Consider the following 24926-nt stretch of genomic DNA (forward strand, 5'->3'; position numbering starts at 1 on the left):
CAAATCTATACGTTGAGTCTATTGATCAGTTCCTGCATGTCCGCAGGCAATTCGCTTTCAAACGCCAAAGCGTTGCTTTGGATCGGATGAATGAACCCCAGATGGGCTGCGTGCAAGGCCTGGCGCCGGAAATTCAGGGTTTCCAGAAGTTCACGATGCGCCTTGCGCGGGCTGCCGTAGACCGGGTCGCCGAGCAGCGAATGGCCGATCGACGCCATGTGGACGCGCACCTGATGCGTGCGCCCCGTTTCCAACCGGCATTCCAACAGCGCGGAATCGCGAAGCGGAACAAGCAGACGCCAATGTGTACATGCGCGCTTGCCCCCCGGCACGATCGCCATCTTCTTGCGATTGGCCGGTGAACGGGCGAGCGGCGCCTCCACCGTGCCGTTGCCGGCCTTCGGCAGGCCGCCCACCACCGCCCGGTAGCGCCGGTCGATCGTATGCGCCTTGAACTGCTTCGCCAGCCCGACATGCGCCCGATCGGTCTTGGCGGCGACCATCAGGCCGGAGGTGTCCTTGTCGATCCGGTGGACGATCCCCGGCCGCGCCACCCCGCCGATGCCTGACAGGCTGCCCCGGCAATGATGGAGCAGCGCGTTGACCAGCGTGCCGTCCAGGTTGCCCGCGGCGGGATGCACCACCAGCCCGGCGGGTTTGTCGATCACGATCAGATGCTCGTCCTCGAACACCACGTTGAGCGGGATTTCCTGCGCCTCGTTGTGCGCGGGCTCCGGCTCGGGCACCGCGACCTGGAACAGCGCGCCGGCCGCGGCCTTGCGCTTGGCGTCGCGCACCGGCCCTTCCGGACCGCTGACATGGCCGGAGGCGATCAGCACCTTCAGCCGTTCACGCGACAGGGTGGGCACCGCATCGGCAAGCGCGCGATCGAGCCGCCAGCCATCGGCGTCCGTCGCGATCCTTGCCTCGATGATGGAAACCCCCCGGTTCATTGTCGTACACAGGTGGGAATGCGGTGTAGGATTTCAAGGTGTGTTGCTGAGGCAATCCAGCTCGCCGCGGCGGAGGCCGCGCCGCGGGAAGCATGCGGGCTGCTGTTCGGCGACGCGCAGGCGATCACCGGCTGGAGCCTGACCGCCAACGCCGCTGCCGATCCCGAGACCCGCTTCGAGATCGATCCCGGCGCGCTGTTCACGGCGTTGCGTGCGGAGCGCGGCGGCGGGCCGCGCATCGCCGGATTCTGGCATTCGCACCCCAGCGGCGATCCCTGGCCCAGTGCCACCGACGCGCAGATGGCCGCGCCCGACGGGCGGCTGTGGCTGATCGCGGGCGGCGGCCAGGCGACGCTGTGGCGCGCGGGGCACGGCGGCGAGCACGGCCGGTTCGAGCCGGTGGCGATGGAGCTGCTGTTGGATTGAGCGCCTAATCCCCCTCCGGACCCAGATAGTCCGCGCCATAGATCGCCTTGCGGAAATCGCGGTGCATCGTGCCGTCAAAGGGATCGGACTGGACGAAGAACACCGCCGCCAGCCGGTTCGCCGGATCGACCCAGAACAGCGTGGACCAGGCGCCGTCCCAGAAGAACTCGCCCACCGCGCCGCGGTTTTCCTCCGCGTCCTTCGGCTGGCCGGTGCGCACGAAGAAGTCGAGGCCGAAGCCGCCGTTGCCCTTGCCGGGCAGCCACTGCCGCTCGGTGACGCGCGGATCGAGCTGGCCGGTGGTCATCAGCCGCAGGGTCGAGGGTTTGAGGATGCGCACGCCGTCGAGGCTGCCGCCGCCCAGCAGCATGCGGGCGAAGCGCATGTAATCGTCGAGCGTTGAGGCGAGGCCCGCGCCGCCCATCGTCAGCTTGCGCGCGGGATCGAAGTTGAAGGCGCGGATATCCGCATCGGTCTTGCGCACCAGCGCGCCGCCCGGCTCCTTGCGATAGGCGGCGGCGAGGCGGGGGAGGCGATCGGCGGGCTGGGTCCAGCCGGTTTCGCGCATGCCGAGCGGATCCAGGATGTGCCGGCGGACATATTCCTCGAACCGCATTCCCGAAAGCCGTTCGACCAGCAGCGCCTGCACGTCCACCGCCGCGCTGTAATGCCAGCGGGTGCCGGGATCGTAGACCAGCGGCACGCGGGCGAGGCGATGGCCGAACTCGGTAAGGTCGTGCCCCAGGTCGAGCGGCTTGGCCTCGGCGAAGGCGGTCTCGGCAAGACTCGGCCCTGCGCCATAGGCGAAGCCCGCGGTATGGCGCATCACGTCGCGGATCAGGATCGGGCGGCTGGCGGGGCGCCAGCGCGGGCTGCCGGATGCGTCCACCCCGTCCTGCACCATCATCGTTGCGAATTCGGGGAGATATTCCGACAGCGGATCGTCGAGCCCGAACCGGCCCTGTTCCCAGAGCTGCATCAGCGCGACGCCGGTCACCGGCTTGGTCATCGAGAAGATCTGGACCAGCGTGTCGCGCGCCATCGGGCGCTTCGCCTCGCGATCGGCGTCGCCGGCGGTGCCGAAATAGGCTTCGCGCCCGTCCTTCCAGATCAGCGCCGATACGCCGGCCGCGCGCCCGTCCGCCACCATCGCGGCGAGCGCCGCGTCGATGCGCGCCTTGGCGATCCGGACCGGCGCGGACGCGGGAGCCGCTTGCTGCGCGGCGGCATATGGCAGCGTTGTCGGAACGAGCAGCAGAATGGCGGCGGTGGACAGCAGGCGGCGGTGCATGGGTTCCTCTCCCTTAGGATCGCGCAGGGCCTAGCATATCCGCCGGATCGCGGGGGAGAGGGGATCGGCGGAACGCGCGCGCTTGCGGCGCCGGGGCTGCGCGCCTAGATCGCGCGGACCGTTTCGCAAAGGACAGGGCAATGGATTTCCCGCTGACCGCATCGCCGAACCGCTATGCCGCCAGGGAACCCGCGCATGTCCGCCATCACGATCGCCAGCCTAAGCTATTCCGCGCCTGACGGGCGCCGCCTTTTCGAAAATCTGGACCTGAGCCTGGGGCGCGAGCGCACCGGGCTGATCGGCCGCAACGGCACGGGCAAGACCAGCCTGCTGCGCCTGATCGCGGGCGAGATCGCGCCGCGCGCGGGCGGCATCGCGGCGCCGGGCCGGATCGCGCTGGTCCGCCAGTCGCTGCGGGTAGGCGATGGCGAGACGGTGGCGGACCTGTTCGGCGCGCGCGAAGGGCTGGCGCTGCTGCGGCGCGCGGAGGCGGGGCAGGCGGACGCCGAGGCGCTGGCCGGGGCGGACTGGACGCTGGAGGAGCGCATCGCATCGGCACTGGGGCGGGTGGGGCTGGATGCCGGGCCGGATACGCCGCTCGCCGCGCTCTCTGGCGGGCAGCGGACGCGCGCGGCGCTGGCCGGGGCGGCGTTCGCGGAGCCCGAATGGTTGCTGCTCGACGAGCCGACCAACAACCTGGACCGGGCGGGGCGGGACGCCGTGCATGCGCTGATCGCCGGATGGCGCGCGGGGGCGGTGGTGGTGAGCCACGACCGCGAGCTGCTGGAGGCGATGGACGCGATCGTCGAGCTGAGCGGGCTGGGCGCGGCGCGCTACGGCGGCGGCTGGAGCGCCTATCGCGCGCGCAAGGACGTGGAGCTGGCGGCGGCCGAGCATGACCTGGCCGATGCGGAGAAGCGTGCGGCCGATGCCGCGCGCGCCGCCCGGCAGGCCGCCGAGCGCAAGGCGCGCAAGGACGGCGCGGGCAAGCGCAAGGCGGCGCAGGGCGGGGCGCCCAGGATCCTGCTGGGCGCGATGAAGCGCCGGGCGGAGGAGACCGGCGGCGCCAACGCCCGGCTGGCCGGGCGCCAGCGCGAGGAGGCGGCGGAGCAGGCCGCGGCGGCGCGTGCGCGGATCGAGCGGCTGCGCGCGATCGCGGTGGATCTGCCCCCCTCCGGGCTGGCGCCGGGGCGGCGCGTGCTGCGGATCGACGGGGTGGACGCGGGATATGCCCCCGGCCGGCCGGTGATCCGGGACCTCTCGCTCGACGTCACAGGGCCGGAACGGGTGGCGATCGCCGGGCCGAACGGATCGGGAAAGACGACGCTGCTGGCGCTGATCGCGGGCACGCTGGCGCCGTGGCGGGGCAGCGTGACGCTGAACGTGCCGATGGCGATGCTGGATCAGCGCGCGGCGCTGCTCGATCCCGCCGCGGCGATCCGCGACAATTTCGCGCGGCTGAACCCGGGCGCGACCGAGAACCAGTGCCGCGCCGCGCTGGCCCGCTTCGGCTTCCGCGCCGACGCCGCGCTGCAGGTGGCGGGCACGCTGAGCGGCGGGCAGATGCTGCGCGCGTCGCTGGCCGGTGTGCTGGGCGTGGCGCCGCCGCAACTCCTGATCCTGGACGAGCCGACCAACCACCTCGACCTGGATTCGATCGCGGCGGTGGAGGCGGGGCTGGCGGGATATGACGGCGCGCTGATCGTGGTGAGCCATGACGCGGCGTTCCTGGAGGCGATCGGCATCGTGCGGACGGTGACGCTGGCGGGCGATTGACGGCGGCGCGGGGCTTCCGCCATGCTGGCCGAAAACCGGGAGGGGATGCCGCATCCGGAGCCACCGCATGCCGCGCATCCTGCTGTTCCTTGCCCTGTTCCATTCGCTGTTCCTCTCGCTGCCCGCCGCCGCGCGCCCGGCCGATCCGCCCAGGCGGCTGGTGTTGATCGACGACGATGTGATCGGGCTGAACGGGGTTCCCGCGCTGCTGCTCCAGGTGCCGGACGTGGAGGTGCTGGGCATCACCACCACCAGCGGATCGGTGTGGCGCGACACCGCCACCGCGCACGCGCTGCGCACGCTGGAGCTGACGGGCAAGCCGAACGTGCCGGTGGTGCCCGGCGCCGTCTATCCGCTGCTCAACAGCCGCGAGCAGGTGATCCGCTGGGAGGGGATGTACGGGCGGCTGGTGTTCAAGGGGCCGTGGACCGATTACTGGCCGGGCGACACGATCCAGGAACATCCCGGCGTCACCGATCCGGCCGATGTGCCGGACCTTTCCTATGGCAACCCGTCGATCAAGGCTTCGGACGAGATCGCCGCGCTGTTCCTGATCCGCATGGCGCGCAGATATCCGGGGCAGGTGACGCTGTTCGCGACGGGGCCGATGACCAACATCGCGCTGGCGCTGAGCCTCGATCCCGAATTCGCCCGCAACATCAAGGAGCTGGTGTATATGGGCGGTTCGCTGAACCCGCGCCAGCACCTGTCCAACCCGTCCGCCGACCAGTTCGCGCGCGAGTTCGTCAATTCGCCGCGGCGCGAGTTCAACATCCGCTGGGACCCGGAGGCCGCGCGGATCATGGCGCATGCGCCGTGGCGCAGGATCACGATGATCCCGGTCGATCCCTCCACCGGGACGCAATGGACGCGGGGCTTCCTCGATTCGCTGGGCAGCGCGCCCAATCCGCTGACCGGGGCGCTGGCCAGATCGATCGCGGTGGGCTTTCCGATGTGGGACGAGCTGGCCGCGATGGTGTGGCTCGAACCCGGCATCGTGACGAAGCGCGACACGCTCTACGTCGATTTCGAGACGAGCATGACCGCGGGCTATGGCGACACGCTGTCGTGGACCGAGGCCTATCGCCCCAAGCTGGGCGAACAGGCGCAGGACGTGGTGCTGGAGGTGGACCGCGAGCGGATGGAGGCGGCGATGCGCGCGCTCTACACGCGCCCGATCGCGGGGGGCGGAAAACGCTGAGAATGCGCGTCCGGGCGGCGCCGGGCCGCTTCCGGGTCATCCCCGGCTTGCAGCATTTTCGATGCTGCGCCAAAGAGGTGGAAAGCTGGGAGCAACAAATTGAATATCAGCCCCACCGACTTCGCCAGTCTTCTCTGTTCGCGTCTGTGCCATGACCTGTTGAGCCCCGTGGGCGCGCTCAACAACGGGCTGGAGCTGCTCGCCGACGAGCATGACCCGGAGATGCGCGCCCGCTGCCTGGAACTGCTGAACGAGAGCGCCAAGGCTTCGGCCAACAAGCTGAAGTTCTTCCGGCTGGCGTTCGGCGCGGCGGGTGGCTTCGGCGAGACGGTGGACACGCGCGAGGCGCAGGCCGCGATCGAGGGGCTGTTCGGCGACAACCACCGCATCCGGATCGGCTGGATGGTGGAAGAGCCGGTGCTGGCCAAGGCGGCGATCAAGGTGCTGCTGAACCTGGCGCTGATCGCGGGCGATGCGCTGATCCGCGGCGGTCAGCTCGATATCGGCGCGGAGGTTGCGGGCGGCACGGTGGAGATCGTGGTCCGCGCCGATGGCCCGCGCATCGTGCTGGACCCCGAGCTGCGCAGCGCGCTGGCGGGCGGGCGCGACGAACTGCCCATCACCCCGCGCGCCGCGGCCGCCTTCCTGGTCCACGCGCTGGTGGAGCAGGGCGGCGGCAGCCTCCAGGTCAGCCCCCCGGATGCTGAGGTGCTGCTGTTCGGAGCCAGCTTCAAGGCGGGGTGACCAGACCGGCGATCAGGCCGGCGGTGACGCTGGCGATCGCCTCCGGTCCAGCCTGTCCTGACCGGTCGTAATAGCGGCCGACGGCATGGTTGATGCCGACCGCTCCCAACGCGAGTCCGCTGGCGGCGGTCTCCGCGATCACCTCGAGCAGATGTCGTTCCAGATAGTTTGGCCCGTTCTGCAGCAGCGTGGCGTCGTCCACCGCGGCGCCGTCCGACATCACGATCAACAGCCGGTGCGGGGCGGCGGATCGGATCGCCCGCGCGGCCGCCCATTGCAGCGCCTCCCCGTCGATATTCTCGCGGCGGATTCCCGGATGCACGAAGACGCGCTGCGATTCCGCGCTCCATTCGGCATCGTCCATCGCCTTGTACACGATGTGCAGCAGTGCGCAGAGGCGTCCGGGGCGGGGCGGCCGGCCGTGCGCCTTCCAATGTACATAGGGGAAGCCGCCCCACCAGCCGGCGGTCGAATGGCCGAGAATCTCGTGCGCCAAGCCGATCTCGGCCAGCGCTGAAGATAGCACCGCCAGCGCGCCAGCCGCGGCCGCGATAGGTACGCCATCCATCGAGCCCGACTGATCGACGAGCAGGGTCACCGAAAGTTCGTGCGGCGCGACACCGGCGGAATCTAGCGCGGCGCGGATCGGCGCGATGAGCAGTTCCGTGGCGGGCTGGCGCTCGCCCCATTCCCGCGCCAGCGCCTGGTCCTCGCGCCACCGGCTCTCGCCATAGTCGTCGTGTCCGCGTTCGAAGTCCAGGCTGGCACCGCGCAATCGTGCCGGAACCTCCTCCGCTGCAAGCTCCAGGTCCCAACGGCGGGAATAGATACGGTAGGGCTCGCGTTCGGAATCGAGGTCGGCCGTGTGCAGCCGCGCCGGTACCTCCTCTTCCGCAAGGTCCAGCTCTCGGCAGTATGAAGGGGCGCGATACGGGGCGCTGTGGGGGCTGCGCTCAACGGGCCTCTGGCCGCGGCGCGCGCGCCTGCGATCCCACAGGATCGCGCCCGCGATGATGGCAACCAGCAGCGGGCCGATCGTCCATTCCCAGTTGTCCGTTGGCATGCTTGTCCAGCTTGATGGGAAGACGCACCGGAGGCGACGGTTACTCGCTGGGGAAATCTGAGGTCATTTCCCGTTCGGGTCGAGTCATTTTCGCAGGGGCTCGTCTGCTGTCTGGCCAGCCAATCATTGCAGGCGGGCCGTTATGAGGGACGAATCCCCGGAGCCCCCACTAACGGCCTATTAACTGCGATGCGCCATTCTTCGCGCGCAACCCGCGGGGCTTGAATGGACGATCTGCTTCAGGAATTCATCGCAGAGACGCGCGAGACGCTGGAGGCGCTCTCGGGCGAGATCGTCGCATGGGAGGCCCAGCCCGACGATCGCGCGCGGCTGGATGCCATTTTCCGGTTCGTCCACACCGTCAAGGGAAGCTGCGGCTTCCTGGATCTGCCGCGGCTCGCGCGGCTGAGCCATGCGGCGGAGGACGTGCTGGCGCAGGTGCGCAGCGGCAACCGCACGCCCGATCGCGCGCTGGTCAACGGCGTGCTGGCGGTGGTGGACCGGATCGGCGAGATCGTCGAGGCGATCGACGCGGGCACCGGGCTGGACGACAGCGGCGACGACCTGTTGATCGCCGCGCTGGCCGAGGGCGCGCAGGAGGTGGTGCAGCTTGGCGGAGCCGTCGCCCAGCGTGCGCCCGCGCGCAGCGTGCGGCTGAACGTGGACCTGCTTGACCGGATGATGTCGGGCATGTCGGACATGGTGCTGGCCCGCAACGAGCTGGCCCGGCGCCTGCGCGCGGAGGATATCGACCCCGCTATCGAGGCGGCGCTGGAGCGGCTGTCGCTGACCGTGGGCGAGATGCGCGATACCGTGACGCGCACCCGCATGCAGAAGATCGACGCGCTGTTCAGCGCGCTACCGCGCATGGTGCGCGATACCGCCGCCGGGCTCGGCAAATCGGTGACGCTGCATATCGAGGGCGCCGACGTGGAGCTCGATCGCGAGATGATCGAGGTGATGCGCGATCCGCTGGTGCATATCGTGCGCAACGCGATCGACCACGGCATCGAGGCGCCCGGCGCCCGCCGCACCGCGGGCAAGCGCGAGAACGGCCGGCTGGTGGTCGCCGCGCGCCAATCGGGCAACCAGATCATCGTCGAGATCGCCGACGATGGCCGCGGCATCGACGTGGAGCGGCTGATCGCCAAGGCCGCCGCGGCGGGCCATGGCAGCGAGAACGAGTTGCGCGCGCTTTCGGAAAAGGCGCGGCTTGCGCTGGTGTTCCTGCCCGGACTTTCGAGCAAGGACGAGGTTACCGAGATTTCCGGCCGCGGCGTGGGGATGGACGTGGTCCGCGCCTCGATCGAGCAGATCGGCGGGCGCGTCGAGCTGGACAACGCCCCGGGCAAGGGGCTGCGCATCGCCATCCATGTGCCGCTGACGCTTTCGATCATCTCCGCGATCGTGGTGGGGGCGGGGGGCCAGCGTTTCGCGATCCCGCGCCAGGCGATCGAGGAGATCGTGACCGAACGCGGCGACGCGATCCGCATCGACATGGTGGGCGGCGCGCGCATCGCCACCGTGCGCGACCGGCGCATCCCGCTGATCGGCCTGGGCCGCCTGCTCGGCATTTCCGCCGATGCCCGCGACGAAGGGCAGATGCTGGCGATCGTGAACATCGGCAAGGGCAGCTATGCGCTGGCCGTCGATACCGTGCTGGACAATGAGGAGCTGGTGATCAAGCCGGCGTCGCCCGCGGTGATGTCCACCGGCCTCTATGCCGGACAGACGCTGCCCGATTCGGGGCTGCCGATGCTGATGCTCGACGTGGCGGGCATGGCGGCGGTGGCGGGGCTCGATTTCAGCCGCGGCCTGGGCGACGCCGGGGCCGACGAGGATGCCGCCGGAGAGACCGAGGTGCCCGGGGTTCCCGCGCTGCTCTTCGCCGATCTGGACGGGGTGCGCCGCGCCGTGCCGCTGGGGATCGTCGATCGCGTGGAACAGATCGACGCGATCCATATCCGCAATGCCGCGGGCCGGCTGCGCGTCGCGATCGACGGGCGCATCCTGCCGATGCTGGCGCAGGACCGGCTGCCCGACGGCCGCGTGAGCCTGCTCCGGCTGAAGGACGGCGAGAGCGAGGTCGCCTATGCGATCGAGGACGCGCTCGACATCGTGGTGCTGCCCGAAGAGGTGATCCCCGCGCGCGCGCCGGGGCCGGTTGGCGGGGTCGTCCTGCTCGACGGCGAGCAGGTGGAGCTGCTCGACGCATTCTGGATCTTTGCCGAATATGGCGCGGGGGCGGAGGATGGGCCTGCCCCGCTGTGCCTGCTGGCCGGCGACGGCGACGGCTGGATGGCCGCGTTCGTCCGCCCGCTGCTGGAAAGCGCGGGCTATCGTGTGGTTTCGGAGCTTGCGGCGGGCGAGACGCCGAACGTGGTTCTCGCGGCGGCCGAGGCGGAGGGAGTCGAAGGACAGCCGGCCCCGCTCGTCCGGTTGCGCCGCCGAAAGGCGGCCGCCGGCAAGGCAGACGAAAGCATCTACCGCTATGACCGCGACGGGCTGCTCGCCGCGATCGAATCGCGCGTGGCGAACGGAGGCAGCCGGTGACCCATCTCTATCTGATCGCCCAGATCGCCGGCCGCACGGTGGCGATCGATTCGGAACAGGTCGAATCGGTGGTGGATATCGGCGAGGTGACCGCCGTGCCCCGTGCCGCGGGCCATGTCCGCGGGCTGGCGGCGCTGCGCAGCCGCGTGGTGACCGTAGTGGACACCCAGGCCGCGCTGGGGCTGGAACAGGCCGGACAGGTGGCGCGCCGCGCCGTGATCACCCAGATCGAGGGCCATCACTATGCGCTGCTGGTCGATGCGCTGGAGGATGTCGCGCCGTTCGATCTGCTGCCGCTTTCCGCGGGCGTGGCGCTCGACGCCGCATGGCGCGCGACCGGCCGCGGCATCGTGGAGCGCGACGGAGAGCCGGTGCTGGCGATCGATCTGGTCAGCCTGGTGCCGGGCCATACCGCGCAGGCGGCGTGAGGCGATTAACCGGGCGCTTACGGGTTTCGGGCATGAACCAGGCGGGGATTGCCGGGATTTTGGGGAATTTGGGACTATGAAGACTTGCCTCGTCGTCGATGATTCCAAGGTCATCCGCAAGGTCGCGCGGCATATCCTGGAGACGCTGGACTTCCAGGTCCGCGAAGCCGGGGACGGCCGCGAGGCGCTCGATTCGTGCCTTGCCACCCCGCCCGACGTGATCCTGCTCGACTGGAACATGCCGGTGATGAGCGGGATGGATTTCCTGCGCGCGCTCAAGGATTCCGGGCTGCCGCAGCGGCCCAAGGTGGTGTTCTGCACCACCGAGAACGGCATGGCCTATATCCGCGCCGCGATCGAGGCGGGCGCCGACGAATATGTCATGAAGCCGTTCGATCGCGAGACGCTGGAAAGCAAGCTGCAGATTGTCGGCGTCGCCTGAGGCACGCGGCAATGCCACGCGCGGCGCGCACCCCAGAAAAGGTTCCGGAGAAGCGGGCGGCGATGCCGCCGATGCCGGTCCGCGTGCTGATCGTCGACGATTCGGTCGTCGCGCGATCGGTGATCGGCCGCATGATCGACGCAACCGACCGCTTCATGGTCGCCGGCGCGGTGAGCGATGCGCGCGCGGCGCTCGAATTCCTGCGCGCGCATCAGGTTGAGATCATCCTGCTCGATATCGAGATGCCGGGGATCGACGGCCTGACGGCGCTGCCCGACCTGCTGGCGGCGGGCGGCGACGCGCGGGTGGTGATCGTCTCCTCCTCGGCAGAGGAGGGCGCCGCCACGACGATCCAGGCGCTGGCGCTGGGCGCCGCCGACACGCTGGTGAAGCCCGGGATCAACGCCTTCGGCGGCCGCTTTGCCGAGATACTGGAAGAGCGGCTGTCGCGCGTGATCGAGCAGCCGGCCCCGCCGCCGCCCGCGCCCTCCGCCATCGCCGCGGTGGCCGCCGCTCCGAAGCTGCGCGCGCTGGACTATGACTTCGACATCGTCGCGATCGGCGCCTCGACCGGGGGCATCCATGCGCTGTCCCAGCTCCTGCGCGCGATCCCGGCGAGTTTTCAGGTGCCGATCCTGGTCACCCAGCATCTGCCGGCCAGCTTCATGAGCTATTTCGCCGCGCAGCTCGCCGTGCTCGGCGGGCGCCCGGCGGAGGTCGCGACCGATTGCATGCGCATCCGCCCGGGCCGGATCATCGTGGCGCCCGGCAACGCGCACCTTCATGTCGTGCGCATGTGCGACGGCGCCGCGATCCGGCTGACTTCGGAGCGGGTGGCCAGCGGCTGCATGCCCTCGGTCGATCCGATGTTCGAGTCGGTGGCCGATGTGTTCGGCGCCCGCGCGCTGGGGATCGTGCTGTCGGGCATGGGCCGCGACGGCGGCGAGGGCGCGCGGCGGCTGTCGGCCGCGGGCGCGCGCATCCTGGTGCAGGACGCGGCAAGCTCCGTGGTGTGGGGCATGCCCGGAACCGTGGCCAACGCCGGCCATGCCACCGCGGTGCTGCCGCCGGACGAGATCGGCCGGCTGGTCGCGCGCCAGCGGAGGGCAGGCTGATGCCCGGCAGCGCACCGATCCAGGGCTCGGCCGCCGCGATGAACATGATCGCGGCGCTGCTGGAGCAACGCACCGGCCAGCAGATCGCCGCCAACCGCGCCTGGCGGATCGAGACGGCGCTGAAGCCGCTGATCCGCGAGCGCGGGCTTGCGACCCTCGACGAACTGGTCGCCGCGCTGGTCGTGTCGCGCACGCCGGAGCTGTCCGAGATGGTGGTGGACGCGCTGCTCAACCAGGAAACCAGCTTCTTCCGCGACGCCGCGGTGCTGGAGAGCATCGGCGACGCGGCCTGGGAGATGCAGGCGGAGATGCCGGGGCGCAGGCTGCGGCTGTGGTCGGCCGGCTGTTCGACTGGGCAGGAGCCGCTGAGCCTGGCGATGATGTTCACCGAGCGCGAATCGAAGGGGCAATCGCCGCCGGAGATCATCGCCACCGATGTTTCCGGCGCCGCGCTCGCGCGTGCCCGCGCCGGCCGCTATTCGCAGTTCGAGATCCAGCGCGGGCTTTCCGTGCTGCGCATGATCTCGTGGTTCGAGGGGAGCGGCGGCGAATGGGTCGCCAATCCAGAGCTGGTGCGCAAGGTGCAATACCGCCAGCATAACCTGGCCGGTGACGGCCCGCCGCCGGGCCGGTTCGATATCGTGCTGTGCCGCAACGTGCTGCTCTATTTCTCGGCGGCGCTGCGGCGCAAGGTGCTCGACACGCTGGCCGCGGCGGTGCGCCCAGGCGGTCTGCTGGTGCTGGGTGCGGGCGAGACGGTGATCGGGCTGAGCGATCATTTCGTGCCGTCCGAGCGGTTCCGGGGGCTGTATCAGGCGGTGGACCCGGGCACTCCGGCGCATTCCACGCGGCTGGCGCTTCGCTGACGCTGGCGCTCGCGCGCAATCGCTCCTATCCATGGGGCGATGGAACCCGACAACGGCCTGAGATTCATCGACACGCCGTCGCCCAATTTCGACGAGCGCCCGTCGCCCGTCAGCGTGATCGTGCTGCACTATACCGGCATGCAGGACGCGCAGTCGGCGATCGACTGGCTCGCCAATCCGGTGTCGAAGGTATCCTGTCACTATCTGGTCGCCGAGGACGGCGTGATCGTGCGCATGGTGGCGGAGGACAAGCGCGCCTGGCACGCCGGCAAGTCGCACTGGCGCGGGACCGACCGGATCAACGATTGTTCGATCGGGATCGAGATCGTCAATCCGGGGCATGAATGGGGATACCGGCCGTTCCCGGACGCGCAGATGGCGTCGGTCATCTGGCTCGTCTCCGACATCAAGCAGCGGTACGGCATCACCCGCGGCAATGTGGTGGGCCATTCGGACGTGGCGCCCGCGCGCAAGCAGGATCCGGGCGAGCTGTTCCCCTGGGGCCAGCTCGCGCGGCTCCGCCTGGCGCTGCCACGGCCGACCAAGAACCTGATGGACCCGGGCTGGACCGACGCGGGCTTCCTGATGGCGCTGGAGCGTTTCGGCTATGACGTCACCAATCCGCTGGCGGCGGTGGTGGCGTTCCAGCGGCGGTTCCGGCCCGAGCTGGTGGACGGCACGATCGACATGGAGTGCCGCTGCATCCTCCTCGCGCTGCTGCTGCCCAAGCCCCAGGGCGACGATTGAGCCTGCCCCGCTGGCTGGGGCCGGCGTTCTGGGGCGCGGTGGCGATCGCCGCGCTCTGGTATCTGGCGGGCGACCTGTGGCGCATCGGCGCGGAGCGGCCCTATTCGGGCGAGCCGCGCGAGCCGGGCTATCTGGGCCATGTGGTAACCGCCGCGCCGCTGGTGCTGATCGCGCCGTTGCAGTTCGTCGGCGCGCTGCGCCGCGCGCGGCCGGGGCTCCACCGCGCGCTGGGACAGGTCTTCCTGGGCGCGGCGATGCTCTCCGGCCTGTTCGCGATCTGGCTGGGCGCCACCATGCCGCACGAGGGCACCCAGCTTCCGCTGATGTTGTTCGGGCTGGTGTGGATCGGCTTCTGCGCCATCGCCTGGCAGGCGGCGCGGCGGCGCGATTTTGCGACGCACCGCGCCTTCGCGATCCGCAGCTTCGCCATCGCCACCTCGTTCCTGCTGCTCCACCTGATGCAGGATTGGGAGGACCGGCTGTTCTGGTTCCTGGAGAGCCCGGAACTACGCTACGCCTCGCGCGGGTGGCTGGCCTTCGTGCTGCCGCTGCTGGCGGCGGAGGCATATCTCGGCTGGTGGCCCGCGGCGCGGCGGGTTTTTCGTGGACCGCGTGAGTAGTTCTGAATTGGACTATTTATGACGTGCGAATGATATGTATCAATTCAATTGGAATTGATACTCTTCCAACTGTCGTTCCAAATGTACGGGGGAAGGAAGCGCATGTTGACAGCGGCAGGAAACATCAATCAGGACTATGAGGTGATAGGAATAGTCCACGCGACAGCTTCCCGAGTACCGGAGAAGGCCGGTTGTGGTTCGCCGGCCGGCATCGCGATCGAGGCTGCCTATCGGGACGTGACGGGTTCGTTGCAGGAAGCCGCAGCCCGGTCTGGCGGCGACGCACTGATTCACGTCGGTTACGACTATCGCATGTCCACGCAGCAGATGGGTTGCAACGGCGTGCAACCCTCGTTCGAGGTCTATGCGTGGGGAACCGCGGTCAAGCTCAGATGATCGGCCGCCTGGTGGTGGCGCTGGTATTCCTGCTGGCTCGCCATGATCCCGTCCCGGCCCGGTTCGACGCGCATGCGGCACGGTGGGCATGCCGGGCGATCGGTTTTTATCGCCGTTTTCTTTCACACCGCTCGGGGCGATGTTGCCTCTTCAGGCAGAGCTGTTCGGTACGCTCGCAACACGCATTCCAGATGTTGGGGTGGCGGGCCGGTCTTCGCGAGAGCGCCGCCCAATTGCGGCGCTGCGGGGGCGCCTATTCCATGCTCCATACCGCTCAGGGTGAAGCGGTTCTCGTAACGAGTGACGGGCTGCAGTTTGGCAGCGCGGAATTGTCGGAGCGGTTGCGGGCGGCGCTGGCCGGTTCCTCTTGCTCTATTCGACAGGTTGAAGGATAGCGGCCCCAGCCAGAGGGCCGGGCGGCCGCGGGTGCCTTCGGGTGCGCGAGGAAAGTCCGGGCTCCACGGAACGACGGTGGCGGGTAACGCCCGCCGGCCCCCGCTCAGGCGGGGGTTAGGGAAAGTGCCACAGAGAGCAGACCGCCCACTGCCCCGGCGCAAGCCGGGGTGAGGGCAAGGGTGAAAGGGTGCGGCAAGAGCGCACCGCGCGACCGGCAACGGAAGCGGCACGGCAAACCCCACCGGGAGCAAGACCGAATAGGGGCGGCATATGGGCCTGTTCCGGCTCGTCGCCCGGGTTGGTTGCTTGAGGCGGCGCGTGAGCGCCGTCCTAGAGGAATGGCCGCCCATCCCCCGGTGCAAGCCGGGGGTGGACAGAACCCGGCTTACAGGCCCTCTGGCGTTTTTTCATGGACCGCCCGCCCGCGGCGGGACGGATTTTTGTGTTTCCGGCGCGTTCCCGCGCTGGCGCTCGTAACCTTGGCGGCCTATCTCGGCGCGATGGCGCGGAACTCGCGAACCATGGACTGGGGATTCCCGCGCTGGCGTGCCTATGGCGCCGAGCGTGAGGCCGCGCGCGTGCGCATGTGCGATCGTGACGGATGCGACAAGCCGGGGGACCGCCCCGCGCCCAAATCGCCCAACAGCCGCGAACGCTGGTATTTCTGCGAGGCGCATGCCGCCGAGTACAACCGCAACTGGAACTATTTCGAAGGCCTGACCGCCGAGGAAGCCGCCAAGCGCGAGGCGCAGGAGCGGCGCGAGGCGAACGGCTTTGCCGAAGCCTCGCACTATGGCTGGGCCGGCCCCGGCGACGGCAGCCGATCGCGCGACGAGATGCGCGCGCTGGAGGTGCTGGAGCTGGAGGCGGACGCCGATTTCGAGGCGGTGCGCATCGCCTGGCGCCGCCTGGCCAAGTCGAACCACCCGGACGTGCGCCCCGGCGATGCCGATGCGGCGCAGCGTTTCCAGGCGATCCAGGCCGCCTATGACGTGCTGCGCGCCGCCGAGGAGCGGCGGACGTGGAAGGGCGATTGAAGGCGCTGCGCCTTCGCTCGAACTGGGACGACGCCGTCCTGGTCTGCGCCAAATGCTCCAAGAAGCTGGACGGCGGGTTCGGCCCCAGGGGGCGCCAGCCGCTCGCCAAGGCGCTGCGCAAGCACCTGCGGCTGAAGAAGGGGCGCAAGGCGCGCGCCGGCATCGTCGAGGTCAAGTGCCTGGGCGTATGCCCCAAGGGCGCGGTGACGGTGCTGAACGGCGCGGCCAGCCGCGAATGGCTGATCGTGCCGGCGGGGATGGCGCTGGACGCGGTGGCGGCCGAACTGGGGCTGGAGGATCAGCCCGCCGCATAGCGCGCCGCGGTCTCGCGGATCAGCGCGATCATGTTGGGGATGCCCTGCGTCCGGTTCGAGCTGAGCTGGTTGCGCAGGTCGAACGGGTCGAGCGCCTCGGCGATGTCGGTCGCCAGTATCTCCGCCGGGGCCTTGTCCTGCACCGCCAGCAGCACCAGCGCGATGATGCCCTTGGTGATCGCCGCGTTCGAATCGGCCAGGAAGTGGAGCCGCCCGCCCTCCGCCGCCATCGGATAGACCCACACCGACGCCGAGCAGCCGCGCACCAGCGTCGCGTCGGTTTTCAGCGCGCCGGGCATCGGCTCCAGCGCGCGGCCCAGGTCGATCAGCAGGCGATAGCGATCGTCCGCATCGAGGAACGCATATTCGTCGCGGAGGTCGGCAAGGCTGGTCATGCGCGGCATATAGCGGCCGCGCCTGCCATTCCAACCGCCAAGGCCGCGGGTGTTTCAGCGACGCCGGAACGGCTGCTGTGCCGCTTCAAAGGTTCTGCCCGCTATTCGGGCATCGGATAATCGGCGGCGTTGAGCACCCAGCCCGGCATGTTCGAGAAATCGGTCCGGGGCGGGGAGAAGATGTCGACCAGCAGGTTCACGCCGGGATCGACCGCGGCCGAGGTGTGGATCACGCGCGCGGGGATGACGCAGATCGACGGCGTGCCGCAGGTCTCATGCTCGTCGTCGCGCCAATCGGCCAGGTTGGCGGTCCACGGCCAGCGCAGATGGTGGACATAGGTGCCGCCGATGCACAGCGAGCATTGCTCGAAATCGTCATGGTGATGCGGCGACAGCTTGGCCGGATCGCGCGGGCCGATCTGGGGCTGGAACACGTTGACCATGAAGTTGGTGGAGCGCCAGATCTTGCCGAAGCGACCCTCCTCGTCGGGAACGTCCAGGCTGTAGCTGCGGATGCGGAAGCCGCCTTCGGGATCGGGCCAATATTCGAAGGGCGGGATGTGCGCGGGCGGCTCCGCATAGGCATCGGCGTTGGAGGCGAGCGCGGCGATATCGGCGGTCCGGGCGGAGAACAGGCGAACGATGCGGCCGCCGGTAGTGATCTCCACGCTGCTGTCGCCCGGCGGGATCATGGTGATGGTGAAGCCGGGGATATCCTGGCGATCGTTGCCGGCGGTGACGACCGCCCGGGTCTCCGCATCGGGGATCAGCAGGACATATTCGTCGTCCTGACCGGTGCGATCGAGCCGGGTGCCGGGTTCCACCTCGGACCAGGCGACGACGAAGTTGGCGCCGCGCGCGTACCAGCTCTTCGCGCCGCCTTCGGCCACCTGGGGCGCCTCGGCGTAGAAGCGGGCATAGCTCGACGCGGAAAAGGCGCCGCCGCCCGGAGCTGCGCGCGTCACGGGCGGCGGTGCAGACCCCGTCGAGGAGAGACGCGAGCGGGGATCATCGGATTCGTACATTTCGGGCTCCCAAGTGGTGCCGGAGCACCCCCGGCGCCATTATCCCGACACCGCTAGCCCGTGCCGCCGCCGCATGCTTGACCGAAAGGGATACAAAGCTTGCAGCGGCGGCGCGGCGGCTATGCCGGTCTGGCGGCCTCCTCGGCGGCCCAGATGCGCTTCACCATCTCGCCATAGGGCTTCATCGAGCGGAAGCTGAGGTAAAGCCCCAGCGGCCCCAGCGTGCCCGCCACCAGTACCATCGCCCAGCGAAGCTGCGCCTCGTCCTGCAGCACATAATCGGTGGTCAGCGCGACGATCATCGGCCCCATGCCCGATCCCACGATGCTGACGAAGAACAGGTAGAGCCAGCTCACCTGGCCGCGCAGATGGTTGGGCGTCACGATCTGGATCGCGCTGTTCATGCCCGGATGGCCGACGCCGGTGAAGAAGTTCGAGAGCGCCCACAGGATCACCGCGGCCCAGGGGTCCCACACCAGCACCGCCAGGATCGACAGCGGCAGCATCAGCGCGTGCGACCAGCAATAGAGGCGCAGCATCGCATCCGGATAGCGTTTCTTGTCCAGCCATTCGCCGATCGCGGCGCCCGCCGCCAGGCCGAAGGGCATGGTGACGATGCCGATGATGCCCAGCAGCGGGCCGGCGGTCTGCGGCCCCCAGCCATAGCTGCGTTCGAAGAAGGCGACGCGCCACGCCGTCATGCCCAGCGCCTCGATCGACCAGAGCGACGCGCCCAGGAACATCGGGATGTAGAAGACGCGATTGTCCTTCAGGAAATCGAACACGTCGCGGCCGGGAAGCTGCTTCTTGGGCGTGGCCGCGCTCTTCGGCGGGCGCGGCGGCTCGGGCACGGTGAAGAAGAACAGCGTCGCGACGATCAGGCCGGGAATGCCGCAGATCAGGAACACCATCTGCCAGTCGTGCAGCGTGCCCAGCACCGGCAGGGTGATGTCCGGCATCTCCGCCAGATGGCCGATCAGCACGCCGCCGATCACCATCGACGCCGCCATGCCGACGAAGCCGCCGGTCGAATAGATGGAGAAGGCGCGCGGCAGCCGGTGGCGCGGCACCACATTGGAGATCAGCGAGAGCGATGCCGGCGCCTGAACCGATTCGCCCGCGCCGATCGCCATGCGCGCCGCGAACAGCGCGCCGAAGCTGTTGGCCATCGCCGAAGCCGCGGTGGCGACGCTCCAGAAGGACAGCCCGGCGACCAGGATCAGCTTGCGGCTGGCATGATCCGCCAGGCGCGACAGCGGCAGGCCCGCGACGATATAGGCGGAGGAGAAGGCGATGCCGATGATCACGCTCATCTCGGTATCGCTGAGGCCCAGGTCCTTCTTGATCGGCTGGACCAGAAGCGAGATCACGCCGCGATCGATGTGCGACAGCATCAGGATCACGCCCAGCATCACCACCGTGTACCAGCTCCGCCAGGTCATCGGCGGCGGCTGGAACGCCACATCCTCGTCGCGCGGGGTGAACTGAGCCATTGATTCTCCTCTCCGGGATCCCGTGTCCGGTATCGTTGCAGGCGGCGCAGGCTTTAGCAGGAGCGGGGCGCGAGCGTGAGGGGCGGCACGGCTCAACCTTTTGACTGGACCGGCTTTTGACCGGAGGGGCGTCAGCCAGGCAAGTTTTGCGTCCCATTCGATAAAGATTCCGGCCAGGCCCGCTTATAGCCGGCAATGATGCGGAGTCCGGGCAGGGCGCCGCGCCGACGCAGCGGGAGCAGGATGTGACAAAGGGTTTCGATCGCCCGCGGCCGGCGGACAGCGCCGAACACGGCATCGTCTATCGCAACGAGGGCGAGTTCTGCGGCTGGCCCTTCTACTGCGGGCTATGGCAGACCGCCGACGGGGGCTTCGCGGCGGGCTTCAAGCGCATTCCGTGCGACTATGGCGCCTATGGCGACGTCGATCACAACAAGCTGACGCGCAACATGGGCAAGATCTGGGTGATCCGTTCCGCCGACGGGCGGAGCTGGGACCCGGAGAGCTTCGTCGAGATCATCGACATGAACGTGCAGGACGAGAAGGACCTGCCCGGCGGCGGCGCGGCCGACTGGTCCGGCCTGCCGCCGCTCGATTTCGACAGCCGCGACACGCTGATCATGTCGGGCGGGCTGCCGCGCCTATTCGCGCCGGGCGGCCAGGCCTGGATGCGTGCCTCCACCGACGGCGGGCGGACGTGGCGTCCCGCGGCGATCCTGCCGCGCTATGAGCTGCCCGCGCTCTCCGGCTTCGGATCGTCGATGTATTCCACGCGGGCGGACGGCATCCACCTGCTGGGCCTCAACACGATGATGCCCGACAGCCGCTCGCCGCGCCCGCTGGTCTATGGCTCGGCGGACGGCAACAACTGGTATTTCCTCAGCTTCGTCACGCCGGAGATGCCGCGCTCGCCCTATTATCCGGGCGGATCGCCGTTCGCCCCGGCGCCGCATTTCTATCCCCGGCTGATCGTGCTGCGCGACGGGCGGGTGATCAGCACGCTGCGCTACCAGCGCGATCCGCGCAACGCGATCTGGACCGATGTGTATGAGAGCCTGGACGGCGGGCGGACTTGGGACTTCCTGTCGCGCGTCAACGACTGGGGATCGCCGGGCGACATCGTGGAGCTGAGCGACGGACGGATAGTCTGCGTCTACGGCTATCGCGTCCCGCCCGCGATGGGGGTGCGCGCCCGCGTGAGCGAGGACGGCGGGCGGACCTGGGGATCGGAGATCATCCTGCGCGGCGACGGCGGGAGCTGGGACCTGGGCTATCCGCGCGTGATCGAGTGCGCGCCGGGCGAGATACTGGCGATCTACTACATGAACCTGGCAAGCGATCCGGTGCAGGTGAACGGCGGCGTCCGTCACATCGCCTGGACGCGCTGGAGACCCTGACGCGATGACGCACACCGATCGTTTCGCCCGCCCGCGCCACGATGCCAGCGCCGAGCATGGCATCGTCTATCGCAACGAGAACCAGTTCTGCGGCTGGGTGTTCTACTGCGGGCTGTGGCAGGTCGCCGACGGCAGCGTGGTCGCCGGGTTCAAGCGGGTGCAGACCAGCTACGACGCCTATGACAATGTCGATCACGGCCAGATCGCGCGCAAGAAGGGGCATCTGGTCACCATCCGCTCGCGCGATGGCGGGGCGAGCTGGGACCCGTCGAGCGTGACCGAGGTGTTCGACATGGACACCGCCCGGGCGGAGGACCTGCCCGGCGGCGGCGCGGACGATTGGTCCGGGCTGCCGCCGATCGACTTCGCCAGCCGTGACACGCTGATCATGGGCGGGGGCATTCCCGCGCTGTTCGCGCGCAACGCCCAGGCCTGGCTGCGCGCCTCCACCGATGGCGGGCGGAGCTGGCGGCGGCCGATCCTGTTGCCGCAGTTCGAGCTCGGATCGCTGACCCACTTCGGATCGTCGATGTACGCCACCCGCGCGGACGGGGTGCATCTGCTGGGGTTGCAGACCAACGCGCCCGACGCGCTTTCGCCGCGGCCGCTGGTCTATGGCACCACGGACGGCAGCGACTGGCAGTTCCTGAGCTTCATGACGCCGGAGCGGCCGCCGTCGCCCTATTATGTGCTCAAATCGCCCTTTTCGCCGCTGCCGCACTTCTATCCCCGCCTGATCGTGCTGCGCGACGGGCGGGTGCTGGCGTCGCTGCGATACCAGCGCGACGCGCGCAACGTGATCTGGACCGACATCCACGAGAGCCTGGACGGCGGCCGTACCTGGGCTTTCCTGTCGCGCGTCAACGACTGGGGTGCGCCCGGCGACATCGTGGAGATGGCGGACGGGCGGATCGTGTGCGTCTATGGCTACCGGCTGATGCCGTCGGGCATCCGTTACCGGGTGAGCGAGGACGGCGGGCGGAGCTGGGGATCGGAGATGATCCTGCGCGACGACGGCGGGAGCTGGGACCTGGGCTATCCGCGCGTGATCGAGATCGCGCCCAACCGGCTGCTGACCGTCTATTACATGAACCTGGCCAGCGATCCGGTGCAGATGAACGGCGGCGTCCGCCATATCGCGCGGACCGTGTTCACCCCTTGATGCCGCGCGGCAGCGACGGGGAGGGCGGCGCGCCGTCCCGCCCCGCCCCGCGCCGCGGACTTGCACGTAACGCCGCGATTCTTGAGTGGTGCGGCGCCGCCTGGGCTGTCAGAAGCGGGGCCGGATGCGCTGGGCCGGCACGGATGGCCGAACCGGGCGGGGGCATCCCGGTTTATGAAAATTATTATGAATCAATATTTTATATTCCGTATTTCGAACCGATCAGGCGCCGCGCACGGTGCCGGATCGGGGTGCCGCGCGGCATCCGGACGGGCCGGGCCCTCAGCAAAATTCTTGAGCCGTCCCGGTCAAGCGGCCTTCCCGGCCCCTTCCTAGTTTCCGGCCAATCGTAGAACCGCACGTAAGAAATGTGAGGGAGGGGAATTTGATCAAGAAACTCGCAATGGCCACCGTGTCGCTGGCGACGCTGGTCGCGGCCCAGGCGGCGGCGGCGGAGGCTCCCGCGCCGCAGGACGCACCTGCCGCCGAGGAGCAGCAGGACGGCGCCGCCGGCCAGGACGGCTCCGGCAACGGCGAGATCGTCGTCACCGCGACGCGCCAGGCCACCTTCGTCCAGGACACGCCGATCGCGATCACCGCGGTGACCGCCGAGACGCTGGAGACGCGCGGGCTTACCAGCACCGCGGACCTGGGCAACATCGTTCCCAACGCATCGTTCCGCCAGGCGCAGGGCGCCTATGGCCCGGCGGTCACCGCCTTCCTGCGCGGCGTGGGCCAGCATGACTCGGCGCTGTCGGGCGAGCCGGCGGTCGCCTTCTACATCGACGACATCTATTATCCGTTCCTGTTCGGATCGTCTTTCGACCTGCTCGACCTGGACCATGTCGAGGTGCTGCGCGGGCCGCAGGGCACGCTGTTCGGCCGCAACGCGCTGGCGGGCGCGGTCAACATGGTGAGCAAGCGCCCCAGCTTCGACGAGGCCAGCGCCAAGATCGAGGTGACGGTCGGCAGCTATGACCGCCGCGATTTCCGCGCCTCCTTCTCGGTGCCGCTGACCGAGAACATGGCGATCGGCGCGACCATGCTCTCCAAGAAGCGCACCGGATATCAGCGCATCCTGGACTTCACCTGCGAGATGTATCGCCGCGGCACCCCGCAGCTCGCCGGCAGCTTCCCGTTCGCCAGCGCGGCGACGGCCTGGACCTCGGGATCGGTCGACGATTGCACGATGGATCATCTGGGCGGGCAGGATCAGCGCGCGGTGCGCGGCCAGCTCTATTGGGAGCCGGCGGCGAACCTGTCGGTCTCGATCATCGGCGACTATATCGACAACAAGGACGATATCGCCGCCGACTATGTCTATGCCATCGATCGTTCGAAGGTGACCGCGGCGGGCCTGGCCAATCTGGACACCGCCTATGCGCGCTGGTCGGTCGCGGGGCAGCCTGCGTTCCGCTATGACGAGCGCTTCATCACCGGCGATCCCTTCACCACCTATGCCACGTTCCGCGATCCCATCCCGGCGGGCACGGTGATCGCGGGCAACACCTATTACAACGGTTCGCTGTTCCGCGGCGGGCTGGATCACGGGCGCGATTCCCCGCTGAAGACCTGGGGCGTTTCCGCCAAGGTCGTCTATGGCATCGCCGACAACATCGATCTGACGCTGGTCGGCGGCTATCGCAAGATGGACCTGAGCTTCTCGTTCGACAACGACGGCTCGCCGGTTTCGGAGACGCTGATCTTCCACCGGATCAAGGAAGACCATTTCACCGGCGAGGTGCGGCTTTCGGGCAAGATGGACTGGCTCGATTGGGTCGCGGGCTTCTTTTACTATGACGGCCACGCCTTCAACGGCGCCCAGCCGATGGGCATGCAGAACGGCACCCAGCGCTATCAGGACACGACCTATGATCCGGTCTCCAAGGCGGGTTATGTCAACCTGAACGTGCATCCGCTGGATGGCCTGTCATTCACGCTGGGCGGCCGCTATTCGGACGACAAGAAGGCGGTCGATTTCAACAACGTGCTTGACGGTACGCCCCCCGGATCGACCGTGTTCGTGCCCAACGAGCCGCAGAGCACGCGCTTCGTGACCGTGCCGGGCGAAACCCGGTTCGACTGGAAGCTGGGCGTCAACTACGAGTTCAGCGACGATGTGATGGTCTATGCCTCGGCGGCGACCGGATATCGCCTGCCGGGCTTCAACGTCCGCCCCTCGCAGCCCAGCCAGGCCGGCCCGACCCCGGGCGAGAATCTGGTCAGCTATGAGATCGGCGCCAAGACCGACTTCTTCGATCGCAAGGTGCGGGTGAACTTCGCGGCCTTCTACATCGACTATAAGGAGCGCGTGCTGAGCGTGGCGGGCCAGGAGGCCCGGCTCGACAACGCCGGCGCCCCGGTGACCGGCAACTCCACCGTGATCCCGATGGCGCAGGACGGCGCGACCACCTGCCGCGCCTATAGCGCGGGCACGGACGGCGCGCGCAATCCGGCCGCCGGCATCGGCGTGACCTGCATCTCGCGCACCTTCTACCTCAACTCGCCGGGCAAGGTGAAAGGCCTGGAGGGCGAGATCGACATCCGCCCGGTGGACGGCCTCGTGATCAACGGCAGCTTCGGCTACAGCCAGTTCTCCGCGCCGGATCTGGACGCGCTGCCCGCCACGTCGAACAAGCGCGTGCTGCGCGTGCCGGATTGGACCGCCAGCGCGGGCATCCAGTATGAGCTGCCCGTGCCGATGCTGGGCGGATCGATCACGCCGCGCCTCGACTGGTATTACCAGGGCAGCATGGTCTACAGCGTCACCCGCAAGGACACGAACCAGTCCGGCTATTCGACCTTCAACGGCCGGATCACCTATCACAACGAAGAACATGACTTCGATCTGTCGCTGGGTGCGACCAACCTGTTCAACAAATTCTACTATCGCAACCTCTTCGTATACCAGGACATCGGCAACGCCGGTCTCAACGGGCAGCCCGCGCCGCCCCGCGAATGGTATCTGAGCCTTTCGAAGAAGTTCTGACCTGATCGCGCGCCGCGGTTGCACCGGCAGCCGCGGCGGGCAACCCGCGGCGCCCGTGCGCCGCCACCCGCAAGACCTTGAAGGGAAAGCCAAGGGC

General features: G+C 68.8%; 23 protein-coding genes and 1 other RNA gene. 18 read left to right on the plus strand and 6 right to left on the minus strand.

The genetic code is table 11. The features are described 5' to 3' along the window. Positions 1-5: 5 nt before the first annotated feature. Positions 6-953: an RluA family pseudouridine synthase gene (locus OM513_RS06020; RefSeq protein ID WP_264943246.1), complete on the minus strand. Its 948-nt coding sequence runs from the start codon at positions 951-953 to the stop codon at positions 6-8. Positions 954-971: 18 nt separating this feature from the next. Here OM513_RS06020 and OM513_RS06025 point away from each other — a divergent pair, with 18 nt between their 5' ends. Then, a complete protein-coding gene (locus OM513_RS06025) occupies positions 972-1379 on the plus strand; it encodes a M67 family metallopeptidase (protein ID WP_264943247.1) in 408 nt (135 codons plus the stop codon). Positions 1380-1383: 4 nt separating this feature from the next. Here OM513_RS06025 and OM513_RS06030 read toward each other — a convergent pair whose 3' ends face one another. Beyond that, entirely contained in the window at positions 1384-2670 is a 1287-nt protein-coding gene (locus tag OM513_RS06030; RefSeq protein WP_264943248.1) for a serine hydrolase domain-containing protein, read from the minus strand. Between the two features lie 195 nt (positions 2671-2865). Here OM513_RS06030 and OM513_RS06035 point away from each other — a divergent pair, with 195 nt between their 5' ends. From OM513_RS06035 to OM513_RS06045, 3 genes are all read left to right on the plus strand, one after another. Then, positions 2866-4446, plus strand: a complete 1581-nt coding sequence (locus tag OM513_RS06035; RefSeq protein WP_264943249.1) for an ABC-F family ATP-binding cassette domain-containing protein — start codon at positions 2866-2868, stop codon at positions 4444-4446. Between the two features lie 67 nt (positions 4447-4513). Then, the gene (locus OM513_RS06040; RefSeq protein WP_264943250.1) at positions 4514-5647 is read left to right on the plus strand and encodes a nucleoside hydrolase; all 1134 of its coding nucleotides are present in this window, start codon (positions 4514-4516) and stop codon (positions 5645-5647) included. A 99-nt stretch (positions 5648-5746) separates the two neighbouring features. Then, on the plus strand, positions 5747-6391 hold the full coding sequence (locus tag OM513_RS06045) for a histidine phosphotransferase family protein (protein WP_264943251.1): 645 nt from the start codon (positions 5747-5749) through the stop codon (positions 6389-6391). Here OM513_RS06045 and OM513_RS06050 read toward each other — a convergent pair. Beyond that, positions 6378-7454, minus strand: coding sequence for a cobaltochelatase CobT-related protein (locus OM513_RS06050; protein ID WP_264943252.1), 1077 nt, complete (start codon positions 7452-7454; stop codon positions 6378-6380). The genes OM513_RS06045 and OM513_RS06050 overlap by 14 nt on opposite strands. 225 nt (positions 7455-7679) lie before the next feature. On the opposite strand from OM513_RS06050, the gene OM513_RS06055 reads away from it, so the two are divergent. The 11 genes from OM513_RS06055 (at position 7680) to OM513_RS06105 (ending at position 16368) form a co-directional block, all read left to right on the plus strand. Then, positions 7680-10007, plus strand: coding sequence for a chemotaxis protein CheA (locus OM513_RS06055; protein WP_264943253.1), 2328 nt, complete (start codon positions 7680-7682; stop codon positions 10005-10007). Beyond that, positions 10004-10435 (plus strand): chemotaxis protein CheW, encoded by a 432-nt coding sequence (locus tag OM513_RS06060; protein ID WP_264943254.1) that lies wholly within the window; start codon positions 10004-10006, stop codon positions 10433-10435. The genes OM513_RS06055 and OM513_RS06060 overlap by 4 nt, the downstream gene beginning before the upstream one ends. A 76-nt stretch (positions 10436-10511) precedes the next feature. After that, positions 10512-10877 (plus strand): response regulator, encoded by a 366-nt coding sequence (locus OM513_RS06065; RefSeq protein ID WP_264943255.1) that lies wholly within the window; start codon positions 10512-10514, stop codon positions 10875-10877. Between the two features lie 62 nt (positions 10878-10939). After that, complete coding sequence (gene cheB / locus OM513_RS06070) at positions 10940-11992, plus strand: chemotaxis-specific protein-glutamate methyltransferase CheB (RefSeq protein ID WP_264943536.1); 1053 nt, start codon at positions 10940-10942, stop codon at positions 11990-11992. Beyond that, the gene (locus OM513_RS06075; protein WP_264943256.1) at positions 11992-12858 is read left to right on the plus strand and encodes a CheR family methyltransferase; all 867 of its coding nucleotides are present in this window, start codon (positions 11992-11994) and stop codon (positions 12856-12858) included. Before cheB ends, OM513_RS06075 begins: the two co-directional genes overlap by 1 nt. Before the next feature lie 39 nt (positions 12859-12897). Beyond that, complete coding sequence (locus tag OM513_RS06080) at positions 12898-13605, plus strand: N-acetylmuramoyl-L-alanine amidase (protein WP_264943257.1); 708 nt, start codon at positions 12898-12900, stop codon at positions 13603-13605. Further along, positions 13602-14225: a DUF2306 domain-containing protein gene (locus tag OM513_RS06085; RefSeq protein WP_264943258.1), complete on the plus strand. Its 624-nt coding sequence runs from the start codon at positions 13602-13604 to the stop codon at positions 14223-14225. The genes OM513_RS06080 and OM513_RS06085 overlap by 4 nt, the downstream gene beginning before the upstream one ends. A 102-nt stretch (positions 14226-14327) precedes the next feature. Continuing rightward, complete coding sequence (locus tag OM513_RS06090; RefSeq protein WP_264943259.1) at positions 14328-14621, plus strand: hypothetical protein; 294 nt, start codon at positions 14328-14330, stop codon at positions 14619-14621. Positions 14622-15025: 404 nt separating this feature from the next. After that, positions 15026-15421: RNase P RNA component class A (gene rnpB / locus OM513_RS06095), an RNA gene on the plus strand. A 117-nt stretch (positions 15422-15538) separates the two neighbouring features. Beyond that, positions 15539-16054: a J domain-containing protein gene (locus OM513_RS06100; protein ID WP_264943260.1), complete on the plus strand. Its 516-nt coding sequence runs from the start codon at positions 15539-15541 to the stop codon at positions 16052-16054. After that, positions 16039-16368: a (2Fe-2S) ferredoxin domain-containing protein gene (locus OM513_RS06105; RefSeq protein ID WP_264943261.1), complete on the plus strand. Its 330-nt coding sequence runs from the start codon at positions 16039-16041 to the stop codon at positions 16366-16368. Before OM513_RS06100 ends, OM513_RS06105 begins: the two co-directional genes overlap by 16 nt. Here OM513_RS06105 and OM513_RS06110 read toward each other — a convergent pair. From OM513_RS06110 to OM513_RS06120, 3 genes are all read right to left on the minus strand, one after another. Next, a complete protein-coding gene (locus tag OM513_RS06110; protein WP_264943262.1) occupies positions 16353-16763 on the minus strand; it encodes a SufE family protein in 411 nt (136 codons plus the stop codon). The two genes, OM513_RS06105 and OM513_RS06110, sit on opposite strands and share 16 nt — an antisense overlap. A gap of 101 nt (positions 16764-16864) precedes the next feature. Next, positions 16865-17788, minus strand: coding sequence for a cupin domain-containing protein (locus tag OM513_RS06115; RefSeq protein ID WP_264943263.1), 924 nt, complete (start codon positions 17786-17788; stop codon positions 16865-16867). A 119-nt stretch (positions 17789-17907) separates the two neighbouring features. Further along, complete coding sequence (locus OM513_RS06120) at positions 17908-19281, minus strand: MFS transporter (RefSeq protein ID WP_264943264.1); 1374 nt, start codon at positions 19279-19281, stop codon at positions 17908-17910. A gap of 245 nt (positions 19282-19526) precedes the next feature. Here OM513_RS06120 and OM513_RS06125 point away from each other — a divergent pair, with 245 nt between their 5' ends. The 3 genes from OM513_RS06125 (at position 19527) to OM513_RS06135 (ending at position 24829) form a co-directional block, all read left to right on the plus strand. Next, entirely contained in the window at positions 19527-20678 is a 1152-nt protein-coding gene (locus OM513_RS06125) for a sialidase family protein (RefSeq protein WP_264943265.1), read from the plus strand. A 4-nt stretch (positions 20679-20682) separates the two neighbouring features. Next, positions 20683-21840, plus strand: coding sequence for a sialidase family protein (locus tag OM513_RS06130; RefSeq protein WP_264943266.1), 1158 nt, complete (start codon positions 20683-20685; stop codon positions 21838-21840). Positions 21841-22225: 385 nt separating this feature from the next. Beyond that, positions 22226-24829, plus strand: a complete 2604-nt coding sequence (locus OM513_RS06135; RefSeq protein ID WP_264943267.1) for a TonB-dependent receptor — start codon at positions 22226-22228, stop codon at positions 24827-24829. The last annotated feature ends 97 nt before the right edge of the window (positions 24830-24926 follow it).

Origin of the sequence: Sphingomonas canadensis (assembly GCF_026013525.1) — a bacterium.
GTDB classification, from domain to species: domain Bacteria; phylum Pseudomonadota; class Alphaproteobacteria; order Sphingomonadales; family Sphingomonadaceae; genus Sphingomonas; species Sphingomonas canadensis.